This window comes from Paenarthrobacter sp. NCHU4564 (genome assembly GCF_052156435.1).
Classification (GTDB): domain Bacteria; phylum Actinomycetota; class Actinomycetes; order Actinomycetales; family Micrococcaceae; genus Arthrobacter.
Genome location: NZ_JBQLIS010000028.1, coordinates 23,169 through 42,717, shown reverse-complemented (window position 1 = coordinate 42,717; position 19,549 = coordinate 23,169). Strand labels below are relative to the sequence as shown.

17 protein-coding genes are annotated in these 19,549 nt (G+C 66.4%); 10 read left to right on the top strand and 7 right to left on the bottom strand.

The window, feature by feature from the left end; genetic code table 11:
• Window positions 1–7: 7 nt before the first annotated feature.
• The 5 genes from ACSVIE_RS19900 (at window position 8) to ACSVIE_RS19880 (ending at window position 9,120) form a co-directional block, all read left to right on the top strand.
• A complete protein-coding gene (locus ACSVIE_RS19900; protein ID WP_442424975.1) occupies window positions 8–2,146 on the top strand; it encodes an Hsp70 family protein in 2,139 nt (712 codons plus the stop codon).
• Window positions 2,147–2,148: 2 nt separating this feature from the next.
• Window positions 2,149–4,203, top strand: a complete 2,055-nt coding sequence (locus ACSVIE_RS19895) for a LuxR C-terminal-related transcriptional regulator (protein WP_442424974.1) — start codon at window positions 2,149–2,151, stop codon at window positions 4,201–4,203.
• Between the two features lie 126 nt (window positions 4,204–4,329).
• Window positions 4,330–5,616, top strand: a complete 1,287-nt coding sequence (locus ACSVIE_RS19890) for an IniB N-terminal domain-containing protein (protein WP_442424973.1) — start codon at window positions 4,330–4,332, stop codon at window positions 5,614–5,616.
• Window positions 5,617–5,746: 130 nt separating this feature from the next.
• The gene (locus ACSVIE_RS19885; protein WP_442424972.1) at window positions 5,747–7,624 is read left to right on the top strand and encodes a dynamin family protein; all 1,878 of its coding nucleotides are present in this window, start codon (window positions 5,747–5,749) and stop codon (window positions 7,622–7,624) included.
• Entirely contained in the window at window positions 7,621–9,120 is a 1,500-nt protein-coding gene (locus ACSVIE_RS19880; RefSeq protein WP_442424971.1) for a dynamin family protein, read from the top strand. The genes ACSVIE_RS19885 and ACSVIE_RS19880 overlap by 4 nt, the downstream gene beginning before the upstream one ends.
• 95 nt (window positions 9,121–9,215) lie before the next feature.
• On the opposite strand, the gene ACSVIE_RS19875 is transcribed toward ACSVIE_RS19880, so the two are convergent.
• A complete protein-coding gene (locus tag ACSVIE_RS19875) occupies window positions 9,216–9,656 on the bottom strand; it encodes a hypothetical protein (RefSeq protein WP_442424970.1) in 441 nt (146 codons plus the stop codon).
• Between the two features lie 168 nt (window positions 9,657–9,824).
• Window positions 9,825–10,271 carry a PLD nuclease N-terminal domain-containing protein gene (locus tag ACSVIE_RS19870; protein ID WP_426003892.1) on the bottom strand — a complete coding sequence of 149 codons (447 nt, stop codon included), beginning with the start codon at window positions 10,269–10,271 and terminating at the stop codon, window positions 9,825–9,827.
• An 87-nt stretch (window positions 10,272–10,358) separates the two neighbouring features.
• On the opposite strand from ACSVIE_RS19870, the gene ACSVIE_RS19865 reads away from it, so the two are divergent.
• Window positions 10,359–10,670: a DUF4229 domain-containing protein gene (locus ACSVIE_RS19865; protein WP_426003891.1), complete on the top strand. Its 312-nt coding sequence runs from the start codon at window positions 10,359–10,361 to the stop codon at window positions 10,668–10,670.
• A gap of 30 nt (window positions 10,671–10,700) precedes the next feature.
• On the opposite strand, the gene ACSVIE_RS19860 is transcribed toward ACSVIE_RS19865, so the two are convergent.
• From ACSVIE_RS19860 to ACSVIE_RS19840, 5 genes are all read right to left on the bottom strand, one after another.
• On the bottom strand, window positions 10,701–11,582 hold the full coding sequence (locus ACSVIE_RS19860; RefSeq protein ID WP_426003889.1) for a 1,4-dihydroxy-2-naphthoate polyprenyltransferase: 882 nt from the start codon (window positions 11,580–11,582) through the stop codon (window positions 10,701–10,703).
• 60 nt (window positions 11,583–11,642) lie between these two features.
• A complete protein-coding gene (locus tag ACSVIE_RS19855) occupies window positions 11,643–12,782 on the bottom strand; it encodes an AMP-binding protein (protein ID WP_442424969.1) in 1,140 nt (379 codons plus the stop codon).
• Window positions 12,783–12,789: 7 nt separating this feature from the next.
• Window positions 12,790–13,749, bottom strand: a complete 960-nt coding sequence (locus ACSVIE_RS19850) for a 1,4-dihydroxy-2-naphthoyl-CoA synthase (protein ID WP_442424968.1) — start codon at window positions 13,747–13,749, stop codon at window positions 12,790–12,792.
• Between the two features lie 21 nt (window positions 13,750–13,770).
• The gene (locus ACSVIE_RS19845) at window positions 13,771–14,208 is read right to left on the bottom strand and encodes a VOC family protein (RefSeq protein WP_442424967.1); all 438 of its coding nucleotides are present in this window, start codon (window positions 14,206–14,208) and stop codon (window positions 13,771–13,773) included.
• A 123-nt stretch (window positions 14,209–14,331) separates the two neighbouring features.
• Window positions 14,332–15,060, bottom strand: a complete 729-nt coding sequence (locus tag ACSVIE_RS19840) for a CPBP family intramembrane glutamic endopeptidase (protein WP_442424966.1) — start codon at window positions 15,058–15,060, stop codon at window positions 14,332–14,334.
• A gap of 53 nt (window positions 15,061–15,113) precedes the next feature.
• Between ACSVIE_RS19840 and ACSVIE_RS19835 the strand changes: the two genes are divergently transcribed.
• From ACSVIE_RS19835 to ACSVIE_RS19820, 4 genes are all read left to right on the top strand, one after another.
• Window positions 15,114–16,058, top strand: coding sequence for a metal ABC transporter substrate-binding protein (locus ACSVIE_RS19835; RefSeq protein ID WP_442424965.1), 945 nt, complete (start codon window positions 15,114–15,116; stop codon window positions 16,056–16,058).
• Complete coding sequence (locus ACSVIE_RS19830; RefSeq protein WP_442424964.1) at window positions 16,055–16,789, top strand: metal ABC transporter ATP-binding protein; 735 nt, start codon at window positions 16,055–16,057, stop codon at window positions 16,787–16,789. Before ACSVIE_RS19835 ends, ACSVIE_RS19830 begins: the two co-directional genes overlap by 4 nt.
• A 1-nt stretch (window position 16,790) precedes the next feature.
• Window positions 16,791–17,657 carry a metal ABC transporter permease gene (locus ACSVIE_RS19825; RefSeq protein WP_442424963.1) on the top strand — a complete coding sequence of 289 codons (867 nt, stop codon included), beginning with the start codon at window positions 16,791–16,793 and terminating at the stop codon, window positions 17,655–17,657.
• A 123-nt stretch (window positions 17,658–17,780) separates the two neighbouring features.
• Complete coding sequence (locus ACSVIE_RS19820) at window positions 17,781–19,430, top strand: ABC-F family ATP-binding cassette domain-containing protein (RefSeq protein WP_442424962.1); 1,650 nt, start codon at window positions 17,781–17,783, stop codon at window positions 19,428–19,430.
• The last annotated feature ends 119 nt before the right edge of the window (window positions 19,431–19,549 follow it).

Sequence of the window (19,549 nt, the reverse complement as noted above, 5' to 3'; positions counted from 1 at the left end):
AGACCGCATGCGCTATGCCGTGTTCTTTTTCGAGGTAACCATGAGCTACGTTCTCGCCATTGACGTCGGGACAAGTTTCACCGCAGCAGCCTTGATGAAGCCCGTTGAACGGGTTGGACCAACGGAGCCCTCCGCCGCAGGTGCCGCTCCAAGGCCTGCCATCCTGCCCCTGGGACTGCACAGCAATGCCGTGCCCTCGGTGGTGTATTTCGCAGAGGACGGCCGGGTCCTGGTGGGCGAGGCCGCCGAGCGCCGGGGCCTTGATGACCCCGCACGGATGGTGCGCGAGTTCAAGCGCCGCATCGGCGACTCCGTACCCATCGCGGCAGGGGATTCGTGGCTGGGTCCGGAAGAGGTTTTCGCCCACATGGCCCGCTGGGTGGTGGACCGGGCGGAGGAGCGCGAGGGTGGTCCGGCGTCCGCCCTGGTCCTGACCCATCCTGCGTCCTGGGGCGGACACCGCACCGCCGTGGTGCGCGAGGCCCTTGCGCAAGCCGGCCTCCCGGAAGTCACCCTGATCAGCGAACCCGAGGCCGCCGCCCTGCACTACGCTTCCCAGACGCGTGTGGAGGATGGCAGCACGATCGCGGTCTACGACCTGGGCGGCGGGACGTTCGACACCGCGATCCTCCGCAAGGTGGCGGCCGGCGATTTCCGGCTTCTTGGCCATCCGGACGGCATCGAAACCCTGGGCGGCGCCGACTTCGACGCCGCCGTTGTGCGTCATGTGGTTGATTACCTGGGCGGGACAGTGGCCGCGCTTGACCCCGAAGCGCCGGAAACATTGGCCGGGTTGTCCAGGCTGCGCCGTGAATGCCGTGAGGCCAAGGAAGCGCTCTCCGCAGACAATGAAGCAACCATCTCCGTGTCCCTGCCGGGGACTCAGCAGTCCATCCGTATTGTGCGGTCCGAGTTCGAGGACCTGATCGATGCACCGGTCCGCAGCACCGTGGAGGCCCTTGAGGGAAGCCTGGAGCGCATGGGGCTGGCGCCTGAGGACCTCAGTGCCGTGCTGTTGATCGGCGGCTCCTCGCGCATCCCGCTCGTGGCGGAACTGATCTCGGCAGGGCTGGGCCGGCCGATCGCCGTCGACGCCGATCCCAAGTCCTCCATTTGCCTCGGTGCGGCGGCAGCGGTGGCCGGCGCCCTGGGCCTTGGTGCCGCCGCCAGTCAGGAGGAAAGCCCGACGGCGGCTGGTCCGGTCGCTGCGGCTGTACAGGCCCGCGGAACACAGGAAACACAGAGATCGGAGTTCCCGGTGGGGGCGGGCACCGCGCAGCACCTTTTTGCCCGGGCGCACGCCCCGGGCCACCGGACCCACCCGGCTGCCGGACGGCACGCGCCGCGGTCACGGGTGAAGATGACCGCCGCGGCTGCGGCGGCCGCCACGGTCCTGACGGTGGCCACCGCCACGGCCGCGCAGAGTCCGGACGGAAGCGGGTTGCTGGCGTCGGTATTCGGGGCCCAGGCCGCGGATGTCATTCGCGACGGCGGCACTCCTGCAGGCGGCCAGCAAGCCGCCCAAGCACCCGCCGGTGGGACGGATTCGGTCCCGGCGACCGGACGGCCGGCGTCGGGATTGGAGGCCAGCGCGCGCAGCGGAGCGGCGAGGACGGGCGCCACCCGGCCCCAAACCCCTACCCGGCAAGGTACCTCAGGTTCCGGGGCGGGGTCCGCGGGCTCCGGTACAGGTACGGCTGCCGGCGCCGGCGCCGGCAGCGCAGCGGGACCTGCTGGGGCAGGCACCGGCAGCGGAACAGGCACCGGAACAGGGACCGGCACGGGAGCCGGCACCGGAGGAACAGCGACGGACGGAACCGGCGGAACCACCCCGGGCACGGGGACGCCGGCGCCGGATCCCGGGACCACTCCCACAACGCCAGGCGGAGCCGCAAGCGGTCCTACTCCGGACCCGACCACCCCGACCGTGCCCACCACGCCTCCCGTGGTCAACGACCCCACCACGCCGCCTGTGGTCACGGACCCTGTGACCCCGCCGCCCACCGGGCCAACCACACCGCCGGCAACGGAACCACCAGCGCCCGCCCCTGAACCGCCGGCCACCCAGGACCCGGTGCCGGACCCCGCTCCCACCATCACTGAAAGCAGTCCCGGTCCGGATCCCGCGCTGACCCCCGGAGCGTAGGCATGGGCAGGGCGCACGCCGGAGCCGATTCCACCGCGGCCGGAACCCAGCCGGACCTCCAGATGCTGGCGGCCGGGTTGAGCGGCACCACGGCATCTGTCAGGGAACTGTTGCTGGCACTGTCGGCCGGGTTTACGCTGCCGGGGCCACTGCCGGCCACCCTCGAATCGAGGGAGGATCTGGGCGTCATCATCGAAACGGCGAAGGAGAGCGGGCTCCTTTCCGAGGACGGCCGGGTGGTGGGTACCGTTCAGCACGCTCTCCTGACCGGCACACCGGACGCCCATCTGCACGCCCTTCAACGGGAGCTGGTGGACAAAGTACTGTCCGCCGGACTGCCGTTCACTGATCTGGCCCGGGAACTGGCCCGCGGTGGTTTGCACGACGCCAGGGTGGCGGCCGAACTCGAGCGGGCTGCCGCCGTCGTGGTTGATACGGACCCGCGGCTGGCAGCTGACCTGTTTGCCGAGGCCCTCCTTGCCGGGGCCGATGAATTGGACAAGGCCGCACAACGCGCCCAGGCCGCGGCGGCGATCGGCGAGCTGGACACCGCAGGCCAGCTGGTGGACCGGCTGCTGGCCATGCCGGATCCGCCCGGGCTGCTGCTGGGCGTGGACGTGGCCGCGTCCGTATGGTCGCAGCGCGGGATGCTGGCCCGGGGCGCCGATACCTACAGCTGGCTGGGCAAAGAACGTCTTGGTTCCTCGGCTCCATTGGCTGCCGTTGCGATGGCCGGCTCCGGCGACCTGGCCATGGCCGAAGCCGTCCTTGAGGCCAACCGGATGTCCGGCTCACCGACCCTGCTGGCGGTCTCCTTGTCGCTGACGGGGCAGGGGCTGCGGCAAACACTGGGCCCCGAACCCCAACTGGGTTTGCCGGACCTCATCCGCGCCTCGGACATGATGAATGCGGCCGGGACCGTGATTCCCATGCCGGAGACCCCTGCCGCCCTCGCTGCGTTGTGCGCGCTGCACGGCGGCGAGCCCGCGCTTGCTGAAACCATCCTGAGATCGGCGTTGACGGCCGGGCAAGGCGGCGACCCGGCAAGACCCCGGCACTTCCTGCTCCTGGCCTGGTCCCTGATGCACCGCGACAACGCCGACGAAGCGCGGCTGGCAATCAACGAGGCCCTCAAAACGAACCCGTGGAACCTCCCGCCCAGGGACGCGTTCCTGCATGCTGCCCTGGACGTGGGGCTGGCCCGTCGTGGCGGTGACGTCCACGAACTGGTGGTGGCCTGGGACCGCGCACGCGAGGCGATGATGCACGTGTCCGTGGACCTGTTCAATCTGCTGCCGTGGGGTGAACTGATGATCTCGGCGGCGCGCCTGCGGGAGACGCCCAAAGCAGCGCATTACCTGTCCGCTGTCCCGGAACTCCTGGAACGCCTTGGCAACCCGCCGCTGTGGGGCGTGCCGGTGCACTGGGCAGGGGTGGAAGCGGCGTTGCTGGCCGAAGACCCGGCCGGACTCGCGCCTCATGCTGCAGCCCTGGTGCGTGCATCGGAGCACAGCCACTTGGCTTCAGTGCTCGCCAGGGGCGGCCGGGCCTGGGTATCCGTGCTGGCCGGACGCTTCGAAGCCTCCGATGTCGAGGCAGCGGCCCGTGGTCTTGCCGCCGTCGGGATGCCCTGGGAGGGTGCCCGGCTGGCAGGCCACGCCGCCGCGCACGCCGACGAGCGGCGCGATATGGTCAAGTTGCTCGCCTGTGCCCGGGACATCCACCCGCCGGCTTCCGGCGGCACAGCACCGGGAATACCGCAACAGGTAGCGGCAACGGACCCGCCCCCGGAGACCCGGGCCGACGCGGCTGGGCTCAGCGCCCGGGAGCGGGAGGTTGCCCGGCTGCTGCTGGAGGGCAAGACCTACCGGGAAATCGGGGAGGCGATCTACATTTCCCACCGCACCGCTGAGCACCATGTGGCCCGGATGCGGCGGCGACTGGGGGCCGAAAGCCGTTCCGAACTGCTCTCCAGGCTCCGGATTGCCCTTGCGGAGGGGTACCCGGACCGGGAACATCCCCCTGAACCCCCTCTTGGTCCCCCGCGAATCCCCTAACGCCCGGGGTGCGGGTAGGGGGACCACACCCGATGCCCCGCCCACCCCCACCTCAATACGTTGGTTCCAAGCCCGGCAAAGGCGCCGGGCGGCAACCACCAACCACAGAATTTGAGGGAGCATCCAATGCCTACACTCGCACAACAGCTCGTGCAGTTCCTGATGAGCCTGTTCAACGATCCCGAAGCCGCCGAGGAATTCGTCCGGGACCCGGAAGCCGCCTTGGCTGCCGCAGGGCTCCGGGACGTCTCCTCCGCTGACGTGGACGCAGTCCGGCCGGTCGTGCTGGACTACGCGCCCATCAATGCCCGTTCCTCGTTCGACCGCGAATACAACACCGGCGGAAACCACGGTTCCACCGGTGGTTGGGGCGGCCGTGACAATGACGACGACGGCGGTTACGGCGGCGGCGGCCACGGCGGCGGCGGTTGGGACGGCCACGACGACCACGATGACGATCATGATGGTGGCCACGGCGGCGGTTGGGGGGACCATGATGACGATCACGACGGCGGTCACGGCGGCGGCGGTTGGGACGGCCACGACGACCACGATGACGATCATGACGGTGGCCATGGCGGCGGTCACGGCGGCGGCGACTGGGACGACCACGCCCATGCAGTCCAGCAGCTGGTGCACGTGGTCAACAACTACTCGTACACCACCACCATTGACGACCGGGACACGATCACCGACCAATCCGTGAACCAGAACATCTGGGCCGACGGAGACGTGACCCAGCTCTTCAACCAGGATGCCGTGGTTGCCTCCGGTGACGGCGCAGTAGCTGCCGGCGACGACGCCGATGTCAGGGATTCGAACAATACCGACAACTCGGTGGACAACTCCGAGGACAACTCGGTCACGGTGGACGCCCGCGGCAACAACGACATCTCCATTGGAAACACGTACGAGGACAACTCGGTCACCAAGGACTCCTACAACACCGATGTGGACCTTGACCTGGACGTGGACATCGAGGATTCGTTCAACGACGACCACTCGACGCACACGGACAACTCGCACACGAACATCCACAACACGGACTCCTACAACGAGGACTCGTACAACGACGACCACTCCAACAACCTGGAAGTTGGCGACGTGGACGTGGAGTACACCAACATCGAGGACTCCACGATCATCAAGGACAACGAGGTCACGGTCGATTACCGGGACGACCACTCCACCAACGTGGAAGTGGACGACGTCCAGGTCATCAACGACTCCATCGTGGTCCAGGACAACGAACTGGAGTACAAGGAAGACAACTCGGTCACGATCGACGACATCGACGTGGAATACACCAACGTGGAGGACAACGTGGTGGTGGCCGACAACGAACTCGACGTCGAATACAACGACATCGACCATTCAAACGTCATCGCCAAGAACGAGGTGGAGATCGACTAACAGTGCAGTTCCATCAGGCGTAGCGCCCTCTAAACGCTAAGGCCCCGGCAGTGCCCGGCAGGTGATCCATCCCCTGCCGGGCACTTCGTGGCCCCCACCAACCGGACAGGCAGGAAGGCAAGGACAGAGCGTGGCGGAAAAGACAAGCATGGCCACCTTGGTGGAACAAGGCATGGCGCTGGTGGGGGACCGGAGCGACCTGCGCCGGAGACTGGAGAACACCCTCGCCCGCCTGGCCGATCCCAGCGTCCGCGTGATCGTGGTGGGGGAGTTCAAGCAAGGCAAGAGCCAGCTCATCAACGCCCTTGTCAATGCACCGGTCTGCCCCGTGGACGACGACGTAGCCACCACCGTGCCGACGGTGGTACGGCAGGGGGATCCGGCGTCGGCGTTTGTGCTGGTGGCCGACGGCGACCGCAACCGTGAAGCGGAGGACGAGGGTGGCGAACGCCGCCTGGAACGCCGGGTGGTCAGGCTTGAGGAACTGGCCGACTACGTGTCCGAAAAGGGAAACCCCGGCAACGCACGGAACATCGTGGCGGCGGAAGTGGCGCTGCCCCGGAAGCTGCTCGCCGGAGGGCTGACCATGGTCGATTCTCCCGGAGTCGGGGGCCTGGGATCCAGCCATACCCTGACCACCCTGACAGCCCTGCCATCAGCCCACGCCATGGTGTTCGTGTCCGACGCCTCCCAGGAGTACACCGAACCCGAGCTTCGCTTCCTGCGCCAGGCCATGCGTGTCAGCCCCAACGTGCTGTGCGTCCTGACCAAAACGGACCTGTACCCCAGCTGGCGGCACATCGAGGACCTGGACCGCCGGCACCTGGCCGGCGTCGGACCTGACATCCCGTTGTTCCCCGTGTCCTCCGAGCTCCGCCTGCAGGCCGCACGCCTGCAGGACCAGGAGCTCAATGACGAATCCGGATTCCCTGCCCTGGTGTCCTGCCTGCGGAATGACATCGTGGGACAAGCCACCGCACTCCGGCGCAAATCCGTGGGCCACGATCTGGTTTCCGTCACCGACCACCTCCGGCTGGCCCTCCAGTCCGAGCTGGAGGCCCTGGAAAACCCCGCCGGTACCCCGCACATGATCGCCGGCCTGCAGGCAGCTAAGGAAGACGCAAACTCCCTCCGCAAAAAATCGGCGCGGTGGCAGATCACCCTCAATGACGGCATTACCGATCTCATAGCGGACATGGAATACGATTTGCGCGACAGGATGCGACGCATCCAACGTGAAGCCGAGACCGCGATTGACCAAGGCGATCCCGGGCCCGCCTGGGACCAGTTCGCCAGGTGGCTTGAGCAGAGCACGGCCGCAGCCGTGTCGGACACCTTCGTCTGGACCAGCGAAAGGGCCCAATGGCTGGCCGGGCAGGTAGCGGAGCACTTCTCCGAAGACGAAGTTGCCCTCCCCGCCCTCCAGGTTTCGGACACCGGTGGTGTGCTGGACCCGGTCGCGGACATCCAGGGCCTGGACGACGGAAAGCTGGGACCGTTGCAGAAGGTCCTCATCGGGATGCGGGGTTCCTACGGTGGGGTCCTCATGTTCGGTCTGCTGACCGGAATCTTCGGCATGGCCCTGATCAACCCACTGTCCGTGGGTGCCGGGCTCATGCTGGGCCGGAAGGCATACCGGGAAGACAAGGCAGCCCGGCTTAAACAGCGGCAGACCGAGGCCAAGATCCTGGTCCGGAAACAGGTTGACGACGTCATCTTCCAGGTGGGCAAGCAACTCAAGGACCGGCTGCGCCTGGTACAACGAGCCACCCGGGACCATTTCACCGACATCGCGGAGGAACACGCCCGCTCCCTGTCCGAATCCGTGGCAGCGGCACAGAAGGCAGCGGCCACCTACGCCGCTGAACGGGATTCCAGGATCAAGGACATCCGTACCAGGCTCCGCGCCGTGGATTCCCTGCATGCCGCCTCGCTCCGGTTGATGGACGCGCCCGGATCCGTGACGGCACAACAGCACATCCGTCCAGCCGCCGTGCCGGCCGAATGACCGACTCCGGGATCCCCGACCTCCTGCGGCAGGCGCGGGAGGTGTTCGGTCATGACGCAGCGGCGCTCGCCGTGGTGGACGAGCTCCGGCAGCGTTGGGAAGGGCCACTCCGCATTGCGGTCGCAGGGATGGTCAAGGCCGGGAAGTCCACCCTGCTCAATGCCATCATCGGCGAGGAGATCGCTCCGACGGACGCCGGAGAATGCACCCGGATCGTCACGTGGTACCGCTACGGCGCGACGCCCCGGGTGACGCTGCACCCGTTGGCCGGAGGCTCGTTGGCCGGAGGCCCCAGGAACGTACCTGTGACGCGCGAGGAAGGACGCCTTGTCTTTCCGCTGGATGGTACGCCGGCTGAGGACGTGGAGCGCTTGGTGGTGGAGTGGCCGGCGCCGGGCCTGAAAGACCTGACGCTCATTGACACGCCGGGCATCGCTTCCCTTTCCACGGATGTTTCCGGCAGGTCCACCGCCTTCCTCCTCCCACAGGACGCGCCTTCCGCCGCGGACGCGGTGATCTATCTGATGCGCCACATGCATGCAGCGGACCTGGGGTTCCTGGAATCCTTCCGGGACACCGCCGCCGGGCAGTCCGGAACAGTCAACGCGCTGGCTGTCCTGTCCAGGGCCGACGAAGTGGGTGCCGGCAGGATCGACTCCTTGATCTCCGCAGCTGTCATTTCAGAACGGTACAGTCAGGACCCGGACGTGAAATCCCTGGCACTGGGGGTTGTTCCCGTCGCGGGCCTCCTTGCCCAGAGTGCCCGGACCATGCGGCAGGCAGACTTCGATGCCCTGCTCGCTGTGGCCACCATGGACAGGGAACAGCGCGAACGCCTCCTGCTGTCCGCCGACCGCTTCATCCGGGGGATGGGAACCGCAGGCTCCGATGGCGCCGGGCAGTTGGACACGGCGACCCGGAAATCGCTGGTCAACCGCTTCGGACTCTTCGGCATCCGGCTCGGCGCGGCACTGATCCGGGGCGGCATCGACGCGCCCACCCCCTTGGCACACGAACTCGCCCGGCGCAGCGGGCTGGGACACCTGCTGGACAGCGTGGACCATCTCTTCCAGAGCCGGGCCGGGGCGCTCAAGGCGCGTGCCGCCGTCGTGGGTTTGGAAGCATTGCTCCGCACCGCACCTGCCGGGAGCGCAGAGCCGCTGGCGACCGCACTCGAACGGGTCCGGTCCGGCGCCCACGAATTCCGCGAACTGAAGCTCCTGGCCGCACTCCGGACCGGCAGCGTGCCCTTGGACCTTCGGCAGAGCGAGGAGGCAGAGCGTGTGGTGGGTGGTCACGGCGACCTGCCTGCGGTCAGGCTGGGATTGCCCCCGGACAGCAGTCTTGAGGAGATCAGCGATGCTGCACGTTCCTGCCTGAACCGGTGGCGTGCCCTGGCGGACAATCCCCTGATGCAACCGGCCGCCGTCGAAGCCTGCCGCGTGGTTCAGCGCAGCTGTGAGGGGATGTTGGCGGGCATCCCGGCCGGCCGCTGACCGACCCGCACCTATCCGCCCTGCCTGGCGCCCCCGGACCCAACCAGGTCGCACTTGTGCGCGTTTTGAGCGCTCAAAACGCGCACAGCTGCGACCTACTTGGGGGTGAGCCACTGCGTGGTGGAGGGAAAGAAGAGCAGGACCAGTCCCGCGGCGGCCAGGATGTACTGGGCAGCCAGCAGGATAATGGCGAGGGCCCCGTCCCCGCCCGGCGCCACCAGCCAGTCCGCGGTCATGACCACCACTACGGCATGGAAGAGGACCACGGGGGCCAGGACCCAGCGCGCCCAGCTGCGCTGCTTGAAGGCTACGGCCACCAGCACGGCCTCCATGGCGGTCACCAAGGCGAGAAGGGCCAGGCTGCCAAGGAATACGACGGCGGTGGCGCCCTCGACTGCCTGGGCGTCGCCATCCGGGACCATGCCGGCGATGACGCCTTTCAGGCGTTCGAACTGCGAGTCACGGTCCAGGAACCCGGTGACGAGGACCGCTGCTCCTGCCACGAAGCTGGCGATCCATAAGGCTTTGGAAGCCAAGGCTGGACCCGGAGGCCGCACCGCCGCCGGAATGGGTGGCGGTACCGGGAGCGAGATGCCTGGGCGTGCAGGGGGAGCTGGTGGACCTGACGGGGGCCCGCTGGCTGATGATGCGGTGACAAAACTTTGGGAGGACCGTGATTCATCAGCTTGCTGGGCCATGGTTGCCTACTTCAGCTCGTCCGTGTCATGGGGATCCGGCTCGCCGCGCTTGGCCTCGCCGGAGGGGAATCCCGGGGCACGGTCCGTGGTGGCGTCGCCGGAGGTGCCATCGGATTCGTTGAGCTTCCGCTCCTTGGCCTCGAGCTCAGCCCTGAGCTTTTTGAGGCGCGCTTCTTCCGCCTGGTTGCGGCGGCGGACTTCCAGGTTGCGGAGGAACTCGGGATCGTCGTCCGGTGCCGTGGGATGCCGGCGTACCTGCGGAGCCGAGGGCTTGCCGTAAGGCCTGCCAAAGATGAACCACAGGATGGCGCCCAACAGCGGCAGGAGGATCATGACCACGATCCACGCCGGTTTGGAGATGCCGCGCGTGAGGCGCCCGTCGGTACGGATCACGTCCACGAGGGCGTAGACGAAGATGACAAGGACGACGACGACGCCAACAACCCGGAGCATGCACCAAGTCTAATCGCCGGAAGCCGTTCGCTGGATGCCTTGTTGGGGCCGTGATCAGAGTGCAACCATCACGGCGGCTAAACTTGGATGGTGGCTTTCCTGAAGTATTCCCTGATCCGTTTGGCGCTGTTTGTGCCCTTGTTCGTGCTTTTCCTGTTTTTGGGGACGGGAGTGTTCCTGGCAGTGCTCTTTGCCGGGCTGATTGCCTTTGCCATCAGCTACCTGTTTTTCCAGAAGCAGCGGGACCAAGCCACCGCTGCCATGCGCGAGCGTTTCTCCGGCCGGGCCAAGCCCATCCGCACAGCCGGCGAGGTGGAAGACGCCGCGGCTGAGGACGGCCTCGTGGAGAAGAACCCGGACGTTGCCATCGACAACGACAAACGCCGCCCCCAGGCATAATCCCTTCGCCGCTACCGGCGTAGTCCGGACCTAGAACCCGGTGCTGAGCACCAGGCCCAGTGAGAACAGCAGGCTGTAGCCGAGGTTGATCAGGCCGGTCTGCTTGAGGACCGGGATGAGGCTCTTGCGCTTCTTTCCGTTGACCATGAGCCACGCCGGCATGAGGCAGGCCGGAATCAGCAACAGCACGATCAGCATCCACGGCTTGGTGGGTGCCAGGATGATGACCAGCAGAATGGCAACGCCCAGCATCAGCACGTAGCTTTCGCGGGCGTGCCGGTCGCCCAGCCGTACGGCCAGTGTCCGTTTGCCGGCCGCTGCATCCGTGGGGATGTCGCGGACGTTGTTGGCCATCAGCAGGGCGCACGCGATCAGGCCCGTGCCGATCGCGCCCACTACGGCGGCCAGGCTCACTTGTCCGGCCTGGGTGTAGGTGGTGCCCAGGGTGGCAACCAGCCCGAAGAACACGAAGACGAAGACATCGCCCAGACCCAGGTAACCGTAGGGGTTCTTGCCGCCGGTGTAACCCCATGCCGCCAGGACACAGCCCACACCCACCAGAATCAGCCACCACGTCTGCGTGATGATCACCAGGATCAGACCACACAGCATCGCCAGCCCAAAGAGGCCGAAGGCCGCCCACTTGACCTGCTCCGGCTTGGCCGCTCCCGAGCCCACCAGTCGCAGGGGACCAACGCGGTCTTCGTCCGTGCCGCGGATTCCGTCCGAGTAGTCGTTGGCGTAGTTCACGCCCACCTGCAGCAGGAGGGCCACCAAGGCGGCGAGGATAGCGTTGGGCAGCCGGAATGCATGGAGTTCAAACGCCGCCGCCGAGCCGATCAGGACAGGGGCAATCGCCGCGGGCAGAGTGCGGAGCCGGGCTCCTTGGATCCATTGTGCAGCTGTCGCCACGTGCAGTACCTCGTGTGTTTCGCGTAGATCTTCAGTCAGGTTCGTTAGGGGAGAACCTGTCTATTGTCCCTGATGCAGCCGTTCCAGCTGTTCGATCATGGCCAGCCTGTCCGGTTTTCCGTTCGGGAGCATGATCAGTTCCTTCTCCACGAGCACCGTCTTGGGCGCCAAAATGCCCAATGCGGTTTCGCGTCGGGCAGTAAAACCCTTGATTCCACCGGGCGTGGGGTTCGCCATTGCCACGTAGGCCGCTACCGCCTGGCCCCACTCGCGTGAGGCGACGCCGGCCACGAAAGCCGCCGTGACGCCGTCGAGCTCCTCCAGCTTGCTTTGGATGTAAGCGGCGGAGGCCTTGACGCCGCCGGTGATGATGACGTCGTCAGCGCGGCCCAACACGGTGAGCCTGCCGTCGGCGCTGAGCTCGCCCAGGTCACCGGTGACGTACCAGCGGACGTCGTCCTCCTCGAAGAAGACGTCAGTGGAAGCGCGCGCGCTGTCCAGGTAACCAGCCGCAACGGTCTCGCCGCCCAGCAGGATCCGGCCTTCCAGGTCGCCCCCACCGATGCGGACTTCGACGCCGTCCAGCGGCTGGCCGTCGTACACGCACCCGCCGCACGTCTCGGCTGAGCCGTACGTGGTGACCACGTTGAGTCCCGCTGCCTGCGCGGCCGCGAGCAGTTCGGCGGGTGCCGGTGCGCCGCCCAGCAGGATCGCGTTGAAACGGCGCAGCGCGGCCAGGGTTCCGGGGGCGGGGGAGTCCAGCAGCCGCTGGAGCTGCGTGGGGACCAGCGATGTGAAGCGGATCCGGTCCGTCAATTCTTCGGCAGCGGCCGTGAACGCCTCGGGAGTGAAGCCGTTGGACTGGTCCATGACCCAGGGCCGGGTTCCGGCGTAGAGGGAGCGGACCAGGACCTGCACGCCGGCCACGTACTGCAGCGGCAGTGCCAGGAGCCACTGGCCCTCGCCGCGGAGTGCGATGGCCGTGCCCACGGACGAAGCCGCCAGCGCATCGATGGTGAGGACCGTTGCCTTGGGCGTTCCCGTGGAACCGGAGGTCCGGACCACCACGGCAGCGTCCTCGACGCCGGTCTCCACTGGAACAGCAGTCGGCTGCCCGGTGGCGTCAGTGACGATTTCGACGGCGGGACCCTCGCCATGGAGGGCAGCGGACAGGGCCTTGAGAATGGGATCGATGTCCACGGTGGTCCTAGAAGTAGTAGGGGAACGGGGACCAGTCGGGGTCGCGTTTTTGCAGGAACGCTTCCTTGCCTTCCACCGCCTCATCCGTCATGTAGGCAAGGCGCGTTGCTTCACCGGCGAAGACCTGCTGGCCGGCAAGTCCGTCATCTGCGAGGTTGAACGCGAACTTGAGCATGCGGATCGCCTGCGGCGACTGCCGGGCGATGTCTGCGGCGTACTCCAAGGCGACCTCTTCCAGCCGCTCGTGGTCCACGGCCTCGTTGACGGCGCCCATGCGGACCATGTCGTCGGCCGTGTATTCACGGGCCAGGAAGAAGATTTCCCGCGCGGCTTTCTGCCCGATCTGGCGGGCCAGCAGCGCCGAGCCGTATCCGGCGTCGAAGCTTCCCACCGTGGCGTCAGTCTGCTTGAACTTGCCGTGCTGGCGGGAGGCGATGGTGAGGTCGCTGACCACGTGGAGCGAGTGCCCGCCGCCAGCCGCCCAGCCGTTGACGACGGCGATGACCACCTTGGGCATGGTCCGCATGAGGCGCTGGACTTCGAGGATGTGGAGGCGACCGGCGCGGGCGGGGTCGATGAACTCAGCAGTATCTCCCCCTGCGCCCTCTACCTGGTACCGGTAGCCGTCCCGCCCACGGATGCGCTGGTCGCCACCGGAGCAGAAGGAGTGCCCGCCATCCTTTTCGGAAGGACCGTTGCCCGTGAGCAGGACTGTGGCGACGTCCGGGGTCATGCGGGCGTGGTCCATGGCACGGTAGAGCTCGTCCACCGTGCCTGGACGGAATGCGTTGCGGACCTCGGGCCTGTTGAAGGCGATCCGGACGGTGGGGAGGTCCCTGACTCCGGCTTCCGTGCGCTCAACCTGCCGGTGGTACGTCATGTCCTTGAAGTCGTCAAAGCCGGAGACTGTGCGCCAGCGCGAGGGGTCAAAGACGTCGGAAACCTTGGCGGGGAGATCGTTGTTCACAGTCCGAGTCTAGTAATGGCCTCAGCTGATGCAGAACTCGTTGCCCTCCGGGTCGGCCATGGTGTGCCATACGTGCGGCCCCTGGTTGGCGGTCCACAGGTGCGTGGCCCCGCGGGCTTCCAGTTCTTTGCGGACCACGTCCTTGTCCCGTCCCTCCAGCCTGACGTCCCAGTGCACGCGGTTTTTCACGGTCTTCGGGTTGGGGTCTGTCTGGAAGAGGATGCGGCGGCCGGTCTTGGGATCGGTGTCCTCGGCGGGAACGATCGCGCAGCCCTCCGCCCAGACCAGTTTGCCGTTGTGGGTGATGGTCTGGTCCTCGGTGGCGTATCCCTGGTCGATCATGGACCGGATGAAGTCCTCGTCCTGTGGCTCCACCGCCCATTCGAGGGTCTCCGCCCACCAGTCCGCGAGCTCGTGGGGCTTTTTACAGTCGACGACTACCTGGATGTTGAGTGTCATGTGCTCCAAGCTAGTCCGGCGGTGGGTGGCCGGGTAGGCCTATGCGGTCACTTCCCGTCCGCATCACCCAACTGGGTCGCATTTGTGCGCGTTTTGACGGCACAAAACGCGCACAAATGCGACCTAGTTGGGGAGGAGGTCGGCGGGGACTGCGTAGATCAGGAGTACGGCCAGCAGGTTCTTCGCGGCGTGGACCAAGTAGGAGAACATGAGGTTCTTGCCCGTCCACACGTAGACCGCCACCAGCACTACCGCCATGCCCAGGTACGGAGCCAGGGCCTGCAGGACGAGGCCCTCGCGTCCGACGACGTGGATCGAAGCAAAGACCACCACGGAAATCCCGCAGCAGATCCACAGGTTCACATACTGGGAGAGCTTGCCGATCAACAGGTGCCGGAAGAGGTATTCCTCAACGAACGGCCCAAGCACCACCAGCAGCGGGACCATCAGCCACGCAGGGATCTGCTGCAACATGCCCTGGATGCCCAGTTGGTTTTGGGAGCTTTGCGCACCGCCCAGCACTCCCAGCAGGATCGCGGTGACGATCAGCATGACCACCACCGCCAGCGGCACCATGCCCAGCGTGAACCACGGGCGGGTGCCCAGGATGCCCAGGTCCCGGCGCGCCACGCGCCAGGCGGAGGCAAGGGCGAAAATCCCGACGGCGGCATAAAAGATTGCGTTGATGGCATAGGACGCTGTGGCCGGGTCGCGGAAAACCTCAAGCATGAGCCTTTGGACGGATCCGCCTGCGAAGACAAAGAGGAGCGTGAGGCCGGTGTAGGCGGCAACAGCCACGGCATCCAGCGCGTTGTAGCGATAGAGCTTCGGCCGCAGTGACATGGTGCCCATGCAACCAGCCTAATCTTTGCCGCGTCCTGCATGCGGCGGCTACACTTTTCGGTATGCCTAACTTTTCGTTTCGGCGCGCCAAAGATGTCCGCCGTTTCGCTGCTGTCCTGGTCACCCTGGCCGTTGCCCTGGGCCTCTCTGCCTGCGGGGGGAGTTCCCCTGCCGGAAACGGGGACAAGCCCATGGTCCTCACCACCTTCACTGTCCTGGCCGACATTGCCCGGAACGTGGCCGGTGACAAACTGCAGGTGGAATCGATCACCAAAGCCGGGGCGGAAATCCATGGCTACGAGCCCACCCCCGGGGATATCCGTAAAGCTGCCCAGGCGGACCTCATCCTGGACAACGGCCTGAACCTTGAAGCATGGTTCGACCAGTTCGTCGAGGATCTCGACGTGCCCCACGCCGTAGTGAGTGAAGGCGTCGATGTCATGGAGATCGGCGAAGACAGCTACCAGGGCAAGCCGAACCCGCATGCGTGGATGTCGCCGGACAACGTCCAGATCTATGCCAACAACATGGCCAAGGCGTTTGCCAGGCTGGCACCGGAGCATGCCTCGGAATTCGAGGCCAACGCCAAGTCCTACAACACCCAACTGCAGACGGTTAAGGACGAGATGGTCAGCAAGCTCGCGGTCCTGCCCGAAGCGCACCGTGCGTTGGTCACCTGTGAGGGGGCCTTCTCCTACCTGGCGCGGGACGCCGGCCTCAAAGAGGTGTACATCTGGGCCGTCAACGCCGAGCAACAGGCCACGCCGCAGCAGATCGCCCGGGCTATCGGGTTCGTCAAGGACAACCAGGTGCCGGCCGTGTTCTGCGAGTCGACGGTGTCGGACGCGCCCATGCAACAGGTGGTGGGTGCCACCGGAGCCAAATTCGGCGGAGTCCTGTACGTGGATTCCCTGTCCGAAGCCGACGGCCCCGTTCCGACCTACCTGGACCTTATCCGGCACGATGCCAAGACCATCACGGAGGCACTCACAGGAGGTGCGCAGTGAGCAGCCCGGCGATCGCCGTCCAGGAAGTCACCGTCCACTACGGCGAAGTGCTCGCCCTGGACTCGGCCTCTTTCACCCTGGACCACTCACGGATTTGTGGTTTGGTGGGGATGAACGGTTCGGGAAAATCCACGCTGTTCAAAACCATCATGGGCATGGTCAAGCCGGATTCCGGCCGGGTCCTCATCAACGGCCACACACCGGCCAGGATCCGCAGGGAAGCAGGGATCGGCTACGTTCCCCAGAGCGAGGATGTTGATTGGGCCTTCCCGCTGTCCGTCCGCGACGTGGTGATGATGGGCCGCTACGGGCACCTCGGTTTCACCCGCCGCCCCCGCAAGGCGGACCGGGACGCCGTCGAGCATGCTTTGGAACGCGTGGAACTGGCTGACTTTGCCGACCGCCAGATCGGCCAGCTGTCCGGCGGCCAGAAGAAGCGGGCCTTCGTGGCCCGCGGCATCGCCCAAGGAGCAACCATGATGCTCCTCGATGAACCCTTCGCAGGTGTCGACAAGAGGTCCGAGGCGACCATCACCAGGCTGCTCCGTGAACTCGCCACGGACGGCGCCACCATCCTGGTCTCCACCCACGATCTCCATGCCCTCCCGCAGTTGTGCGACGAGGCCGTGCTCCTTATGCGCAAAGTCCTCATGCACGGCAGTCCCGATGTGGTCCTCCAACCAGAAAACCTGGCCATGGCTTTCGGCCTCGACGTCATGAACAGGGGCTGAGATGGAATTCCTCCTCGAACCGCTCAGCTACGACTTCATGGTCCGGGCATTGGCCACCACAGCCATCGCAGCAGTCGTGTGCGCGGTCCTGAGCTGCTGGCTCGTCCTGATCGGTTGGTCCCTCATGGGTGACGCCGTCTCGCACGCGGTGCTGCCCGGCGTCGTCCTGGCCTACATCGTGGGGGCGCCGTTTGCCCTGGGCGCGCTGGTCTTTGCCCTGATCGCAGTGACGTTGATCGGGGTGGTGCGCAATACCAGCAGGGTCAAGGAAGACGCTGCGATCGGCATTGTGTTTACGTCCCTCTTTGCCTTCGGGTTGGTCCTGATCTCAGTGACACCCAGCCAAACCGACCTGAACCACATCATCTTCGGCAACCTTCTGGGCGTCAGTATGGCGGACCTCATCCAGGTGGTGGTCCTGGGGGCGGTGGCCTTTGCCATCCTGATCCTCAAACGCCGCGACCTCACCCTGTACGCCTTCGACCCCACACACGCCCACGCCATAGGACTGTCCCCGCGCATGCTCGGTGCACTGCTGCTGGGTCTGCTGGCGCTGACGTCGGTGGTGGCCCTGCAGACCGTGGGAGTGGTGCTGGTGGTGGCCATGCTCATCATCCCCGGATCCACCGCGTACCTGCTCACGGACCGCTTCAACCGGATGCTCGTCATCGCGCCCGTGATCTCCGTGCTGTGCTCCGTCACCGGCATCTATCTGAGCTACTACCTGGATACGGCATCGGGTGCCATGGTGGTGGTCACGCAAGGTGCGGTCTTCGCCGTCGTCTATCTCTTCAGCCCGCGGCAGGGCCTGATCGGAACCCGGCTGGCGAAGGCCCGGCGGAGGAGGACCCTGGCCGCCGCGGCTTGACGCAGCTGCGTCCGTCCGGGCAGTCTGGACCGATGAAGTCTTGAGCGCAGCCCCCACTTTCCGGCTGCATCCCCAGTGCCCGAGCGGCGTTCCGCTGCTTCCTGCGTACCTGCGAGGATCCTCTTGACGAACCATCTTCACCTTTCCGGCGTGTCCCACGGCTATGGGGACCGCACACTTCTTGACGCCGCCCACCTGGTGATCGGCCACGGTGAACACGTGGCGGTTGTCGGCGAAAACGGGGTCGGCAAATCCACCGTCCTGCGGCTGCTCGCCGGCGTTGAAACGCCCGACGCCGGTAGCGCGGGTGTGGCGGGCGGGCCCGGCTACCGGGTGGGGTACCTCGCCCAATCAAAAGGCCTCCCCGGGTGGTTGACCGTGGAGGATGCCATCGATGCTTCCCTGGCAGCCCTGCGAACGCTGGAAGCGCGCATCACGGAGCTGGAACGCGGCCTCGAAGACGCCGACGCTGAAACCCTCGACCACTATGGAAGCCTGCAGACCGAGTACCAACTCCGGGAAGGCTACGGCGCCGAATCGCGGGTTGAAGCAGCGCTCGACAAGCTGGGGCTGGGAGGCCTGGACCGCCGTCGTACGCTGTCAACCCTGTCCGGTGGCGAGCAGGAACGGGTAGCGCTCGCCTGCCTGCTGGCCGATCCGGCAGATGCCCTGCTGCTGGACGAACCCACCAACCATCTGGATGCTTCGGGCGTGGACTGGCTTGAGCGTCGCCTCGCAGCACACCGCGGGACCGTGGTGGTGGTGTCCCATGACCGGATGCTCCTGCGCGAGGTCGCTGGCACCGTCATTGAGGTGGATGGGGACCGCCGCCGCGTCAACCGCTACGGAATGGGCTACGACGGCTACCTGCGCGAAAAGGCTGCCCAACGCGCCCGCTGGGTCCAGGAATACGCGACGTGGATCGACGCCATGGCGGCCGAGCGCCTGCAGGCCGCGACGGTGGCGGACGGGATGGGCTATGGCCGGCGGCGCGACAACGGCAAAATGGCTTTCGGCGTCAAGACGGGCACCTGGGAGCGGGCAGCGGCCAGCAAGGTCCGCAATGCACGGGAACGCCTCCAGCGCTTGGAGGCGAACCCCGTGGACCGGCCGCCCGTACCGCTGAAACTGGATGCCTCCTTGGACGGCGCTGTGAAGGACAGCGCCGGACCCGCGATCGAAGCACGCGGCATTGCTGTTCCTGGTCGGCTGGTGCCCACGGACCTCCGGGTGGAGGCCGGCGAAAAAGTGCTCATCACAGGCCCGAATGGTGCCGGTAAGTCAACCCTGGTATCGGTTCTCGCTGGAATGCTGCAGCCGGCCGCCGGGACGGTGACGGTGCGCGGCGCCGTGGGATACCTCCGCCAGGAACTGGAGGTGCCGAAGCGGCCAGGACTCAGGCTCCTGCCGGCGTTTGCGGCCGGACTCACCGGCAGCCTGGAAGAACACGCCGAGGCGCTCCTGCGCCTGGGGCTGTTCAGTCCCGCGGAGTTTTACGTCCCGGTAGGAAGCCTGTCCGCAGGGCAGCAGCGGCGCCTTGCCTTGGCACGGCTGCTGCTGGGCAACCATCAGACGATGATCCTGGACGAACCCACCAACCACTTGGCTCCCGTGCTCGTGGAACAGCTGGAAGAGGCGCTCGCGGAGTCCGCGGGGACGGTGGTTATCGTGAGCCACGACCGGGCGCTGGGGGAGTGGTTCGACGCTTGTGCCGGTCATGCGGAAGCGGGGAACTGGGTGCGCTACGGCATGCAGGATGGGGAGTTGCTGTAGGCCGCTTGTTGCCTGCGTCACGGGTCCTCCGTCACATGGCGTAAGATAGACGGGTTGCGCGAACCTTCGGCGTTCTGCGGTCTGCGTCACACAACGGGATCCTCAAAGGGAAATCCATC

What these genes read in the sequence shown, in the direction of transcription:
- ACSVIE_RS19890 (WP_442424973.1), top strand. Translation starts at nt 4,330, where the DNA reads ATGCCTACACTCGCACAACAGCTCGTGCAGTTCCTGATGAGCCTGTTC.
- ACSVIE_RS19845 (WP_442424967.1), bottom strand. Translation starts at nt 14,208, where the DNA reads ATGACACTCAACATCCAGGTAGTCGTCGACTGTAAAAAGCCCCACGAG.
- ACSVIE_RS19840 (WP_442424966.1), bottom strand. Translation starts at nt 15,060, where the DNA reads ATGGGCACCATGTCACTGCGGCCGAAGCTCTATCGCTACAACGCGCTG.
- ACSVIE_RS19825 (WP_442424963.1), top strand. Translation starts at nt 16,791, where the DNA reads ATGGAATTCCTCCTCGAACCGCTCAGCTACGACTTCATGGTCCGGGCA.
- ACSVIE_RS19865 (WP_426003891.1), top strand. Translation starts at nt 10,359, where the DNA reads ATGGTGGCTTTCCTGAAGTATTCCCTGATCCGTTTGGCGCTGTTTGTG.
- ACSVIE_RS19835 (WP_442424965.1), top strand. Translation starts at nt 15,114, where the DNA reads ATGCCTAACTTTTCGTTTCGGCGCGCCAAAGATGTCCGCCGTTTCGCT.
- ACSVIE_RS19900 (WP_442424975.1), top strand. Translation starts at nt 8, where the DNA reads ATGCGCTATGCCGTGTTCTTTTTCGAGGTAACCATGAGCTACGTTCTC.
- ACSVIE_RS19870 (WP_426003892.1), bottom strand. Translation starts at nt 10,271, where the DNA reads ATGCTCCGGGTTGTTGGCGTCGTCGTCGTCCTTGTCATCTTCGTCTAC.
- ACSVIE_RS19895 (WP_442424974.1), top strand. Translation starts at nt 2,149, where the DNA reads ATGGGCAGGGCGCACGCCGGAGCCGATTCCACCGCGGCCGGAACCCAG.
- ACSVIE_RS19880 (WP_442424971.1), top strand. Translation starts at nt 7,621, where the DNA reads ATGACCGACTCCGGGATCCCCGACCTCCTGCGGCAGGCGCGGGAGGTG.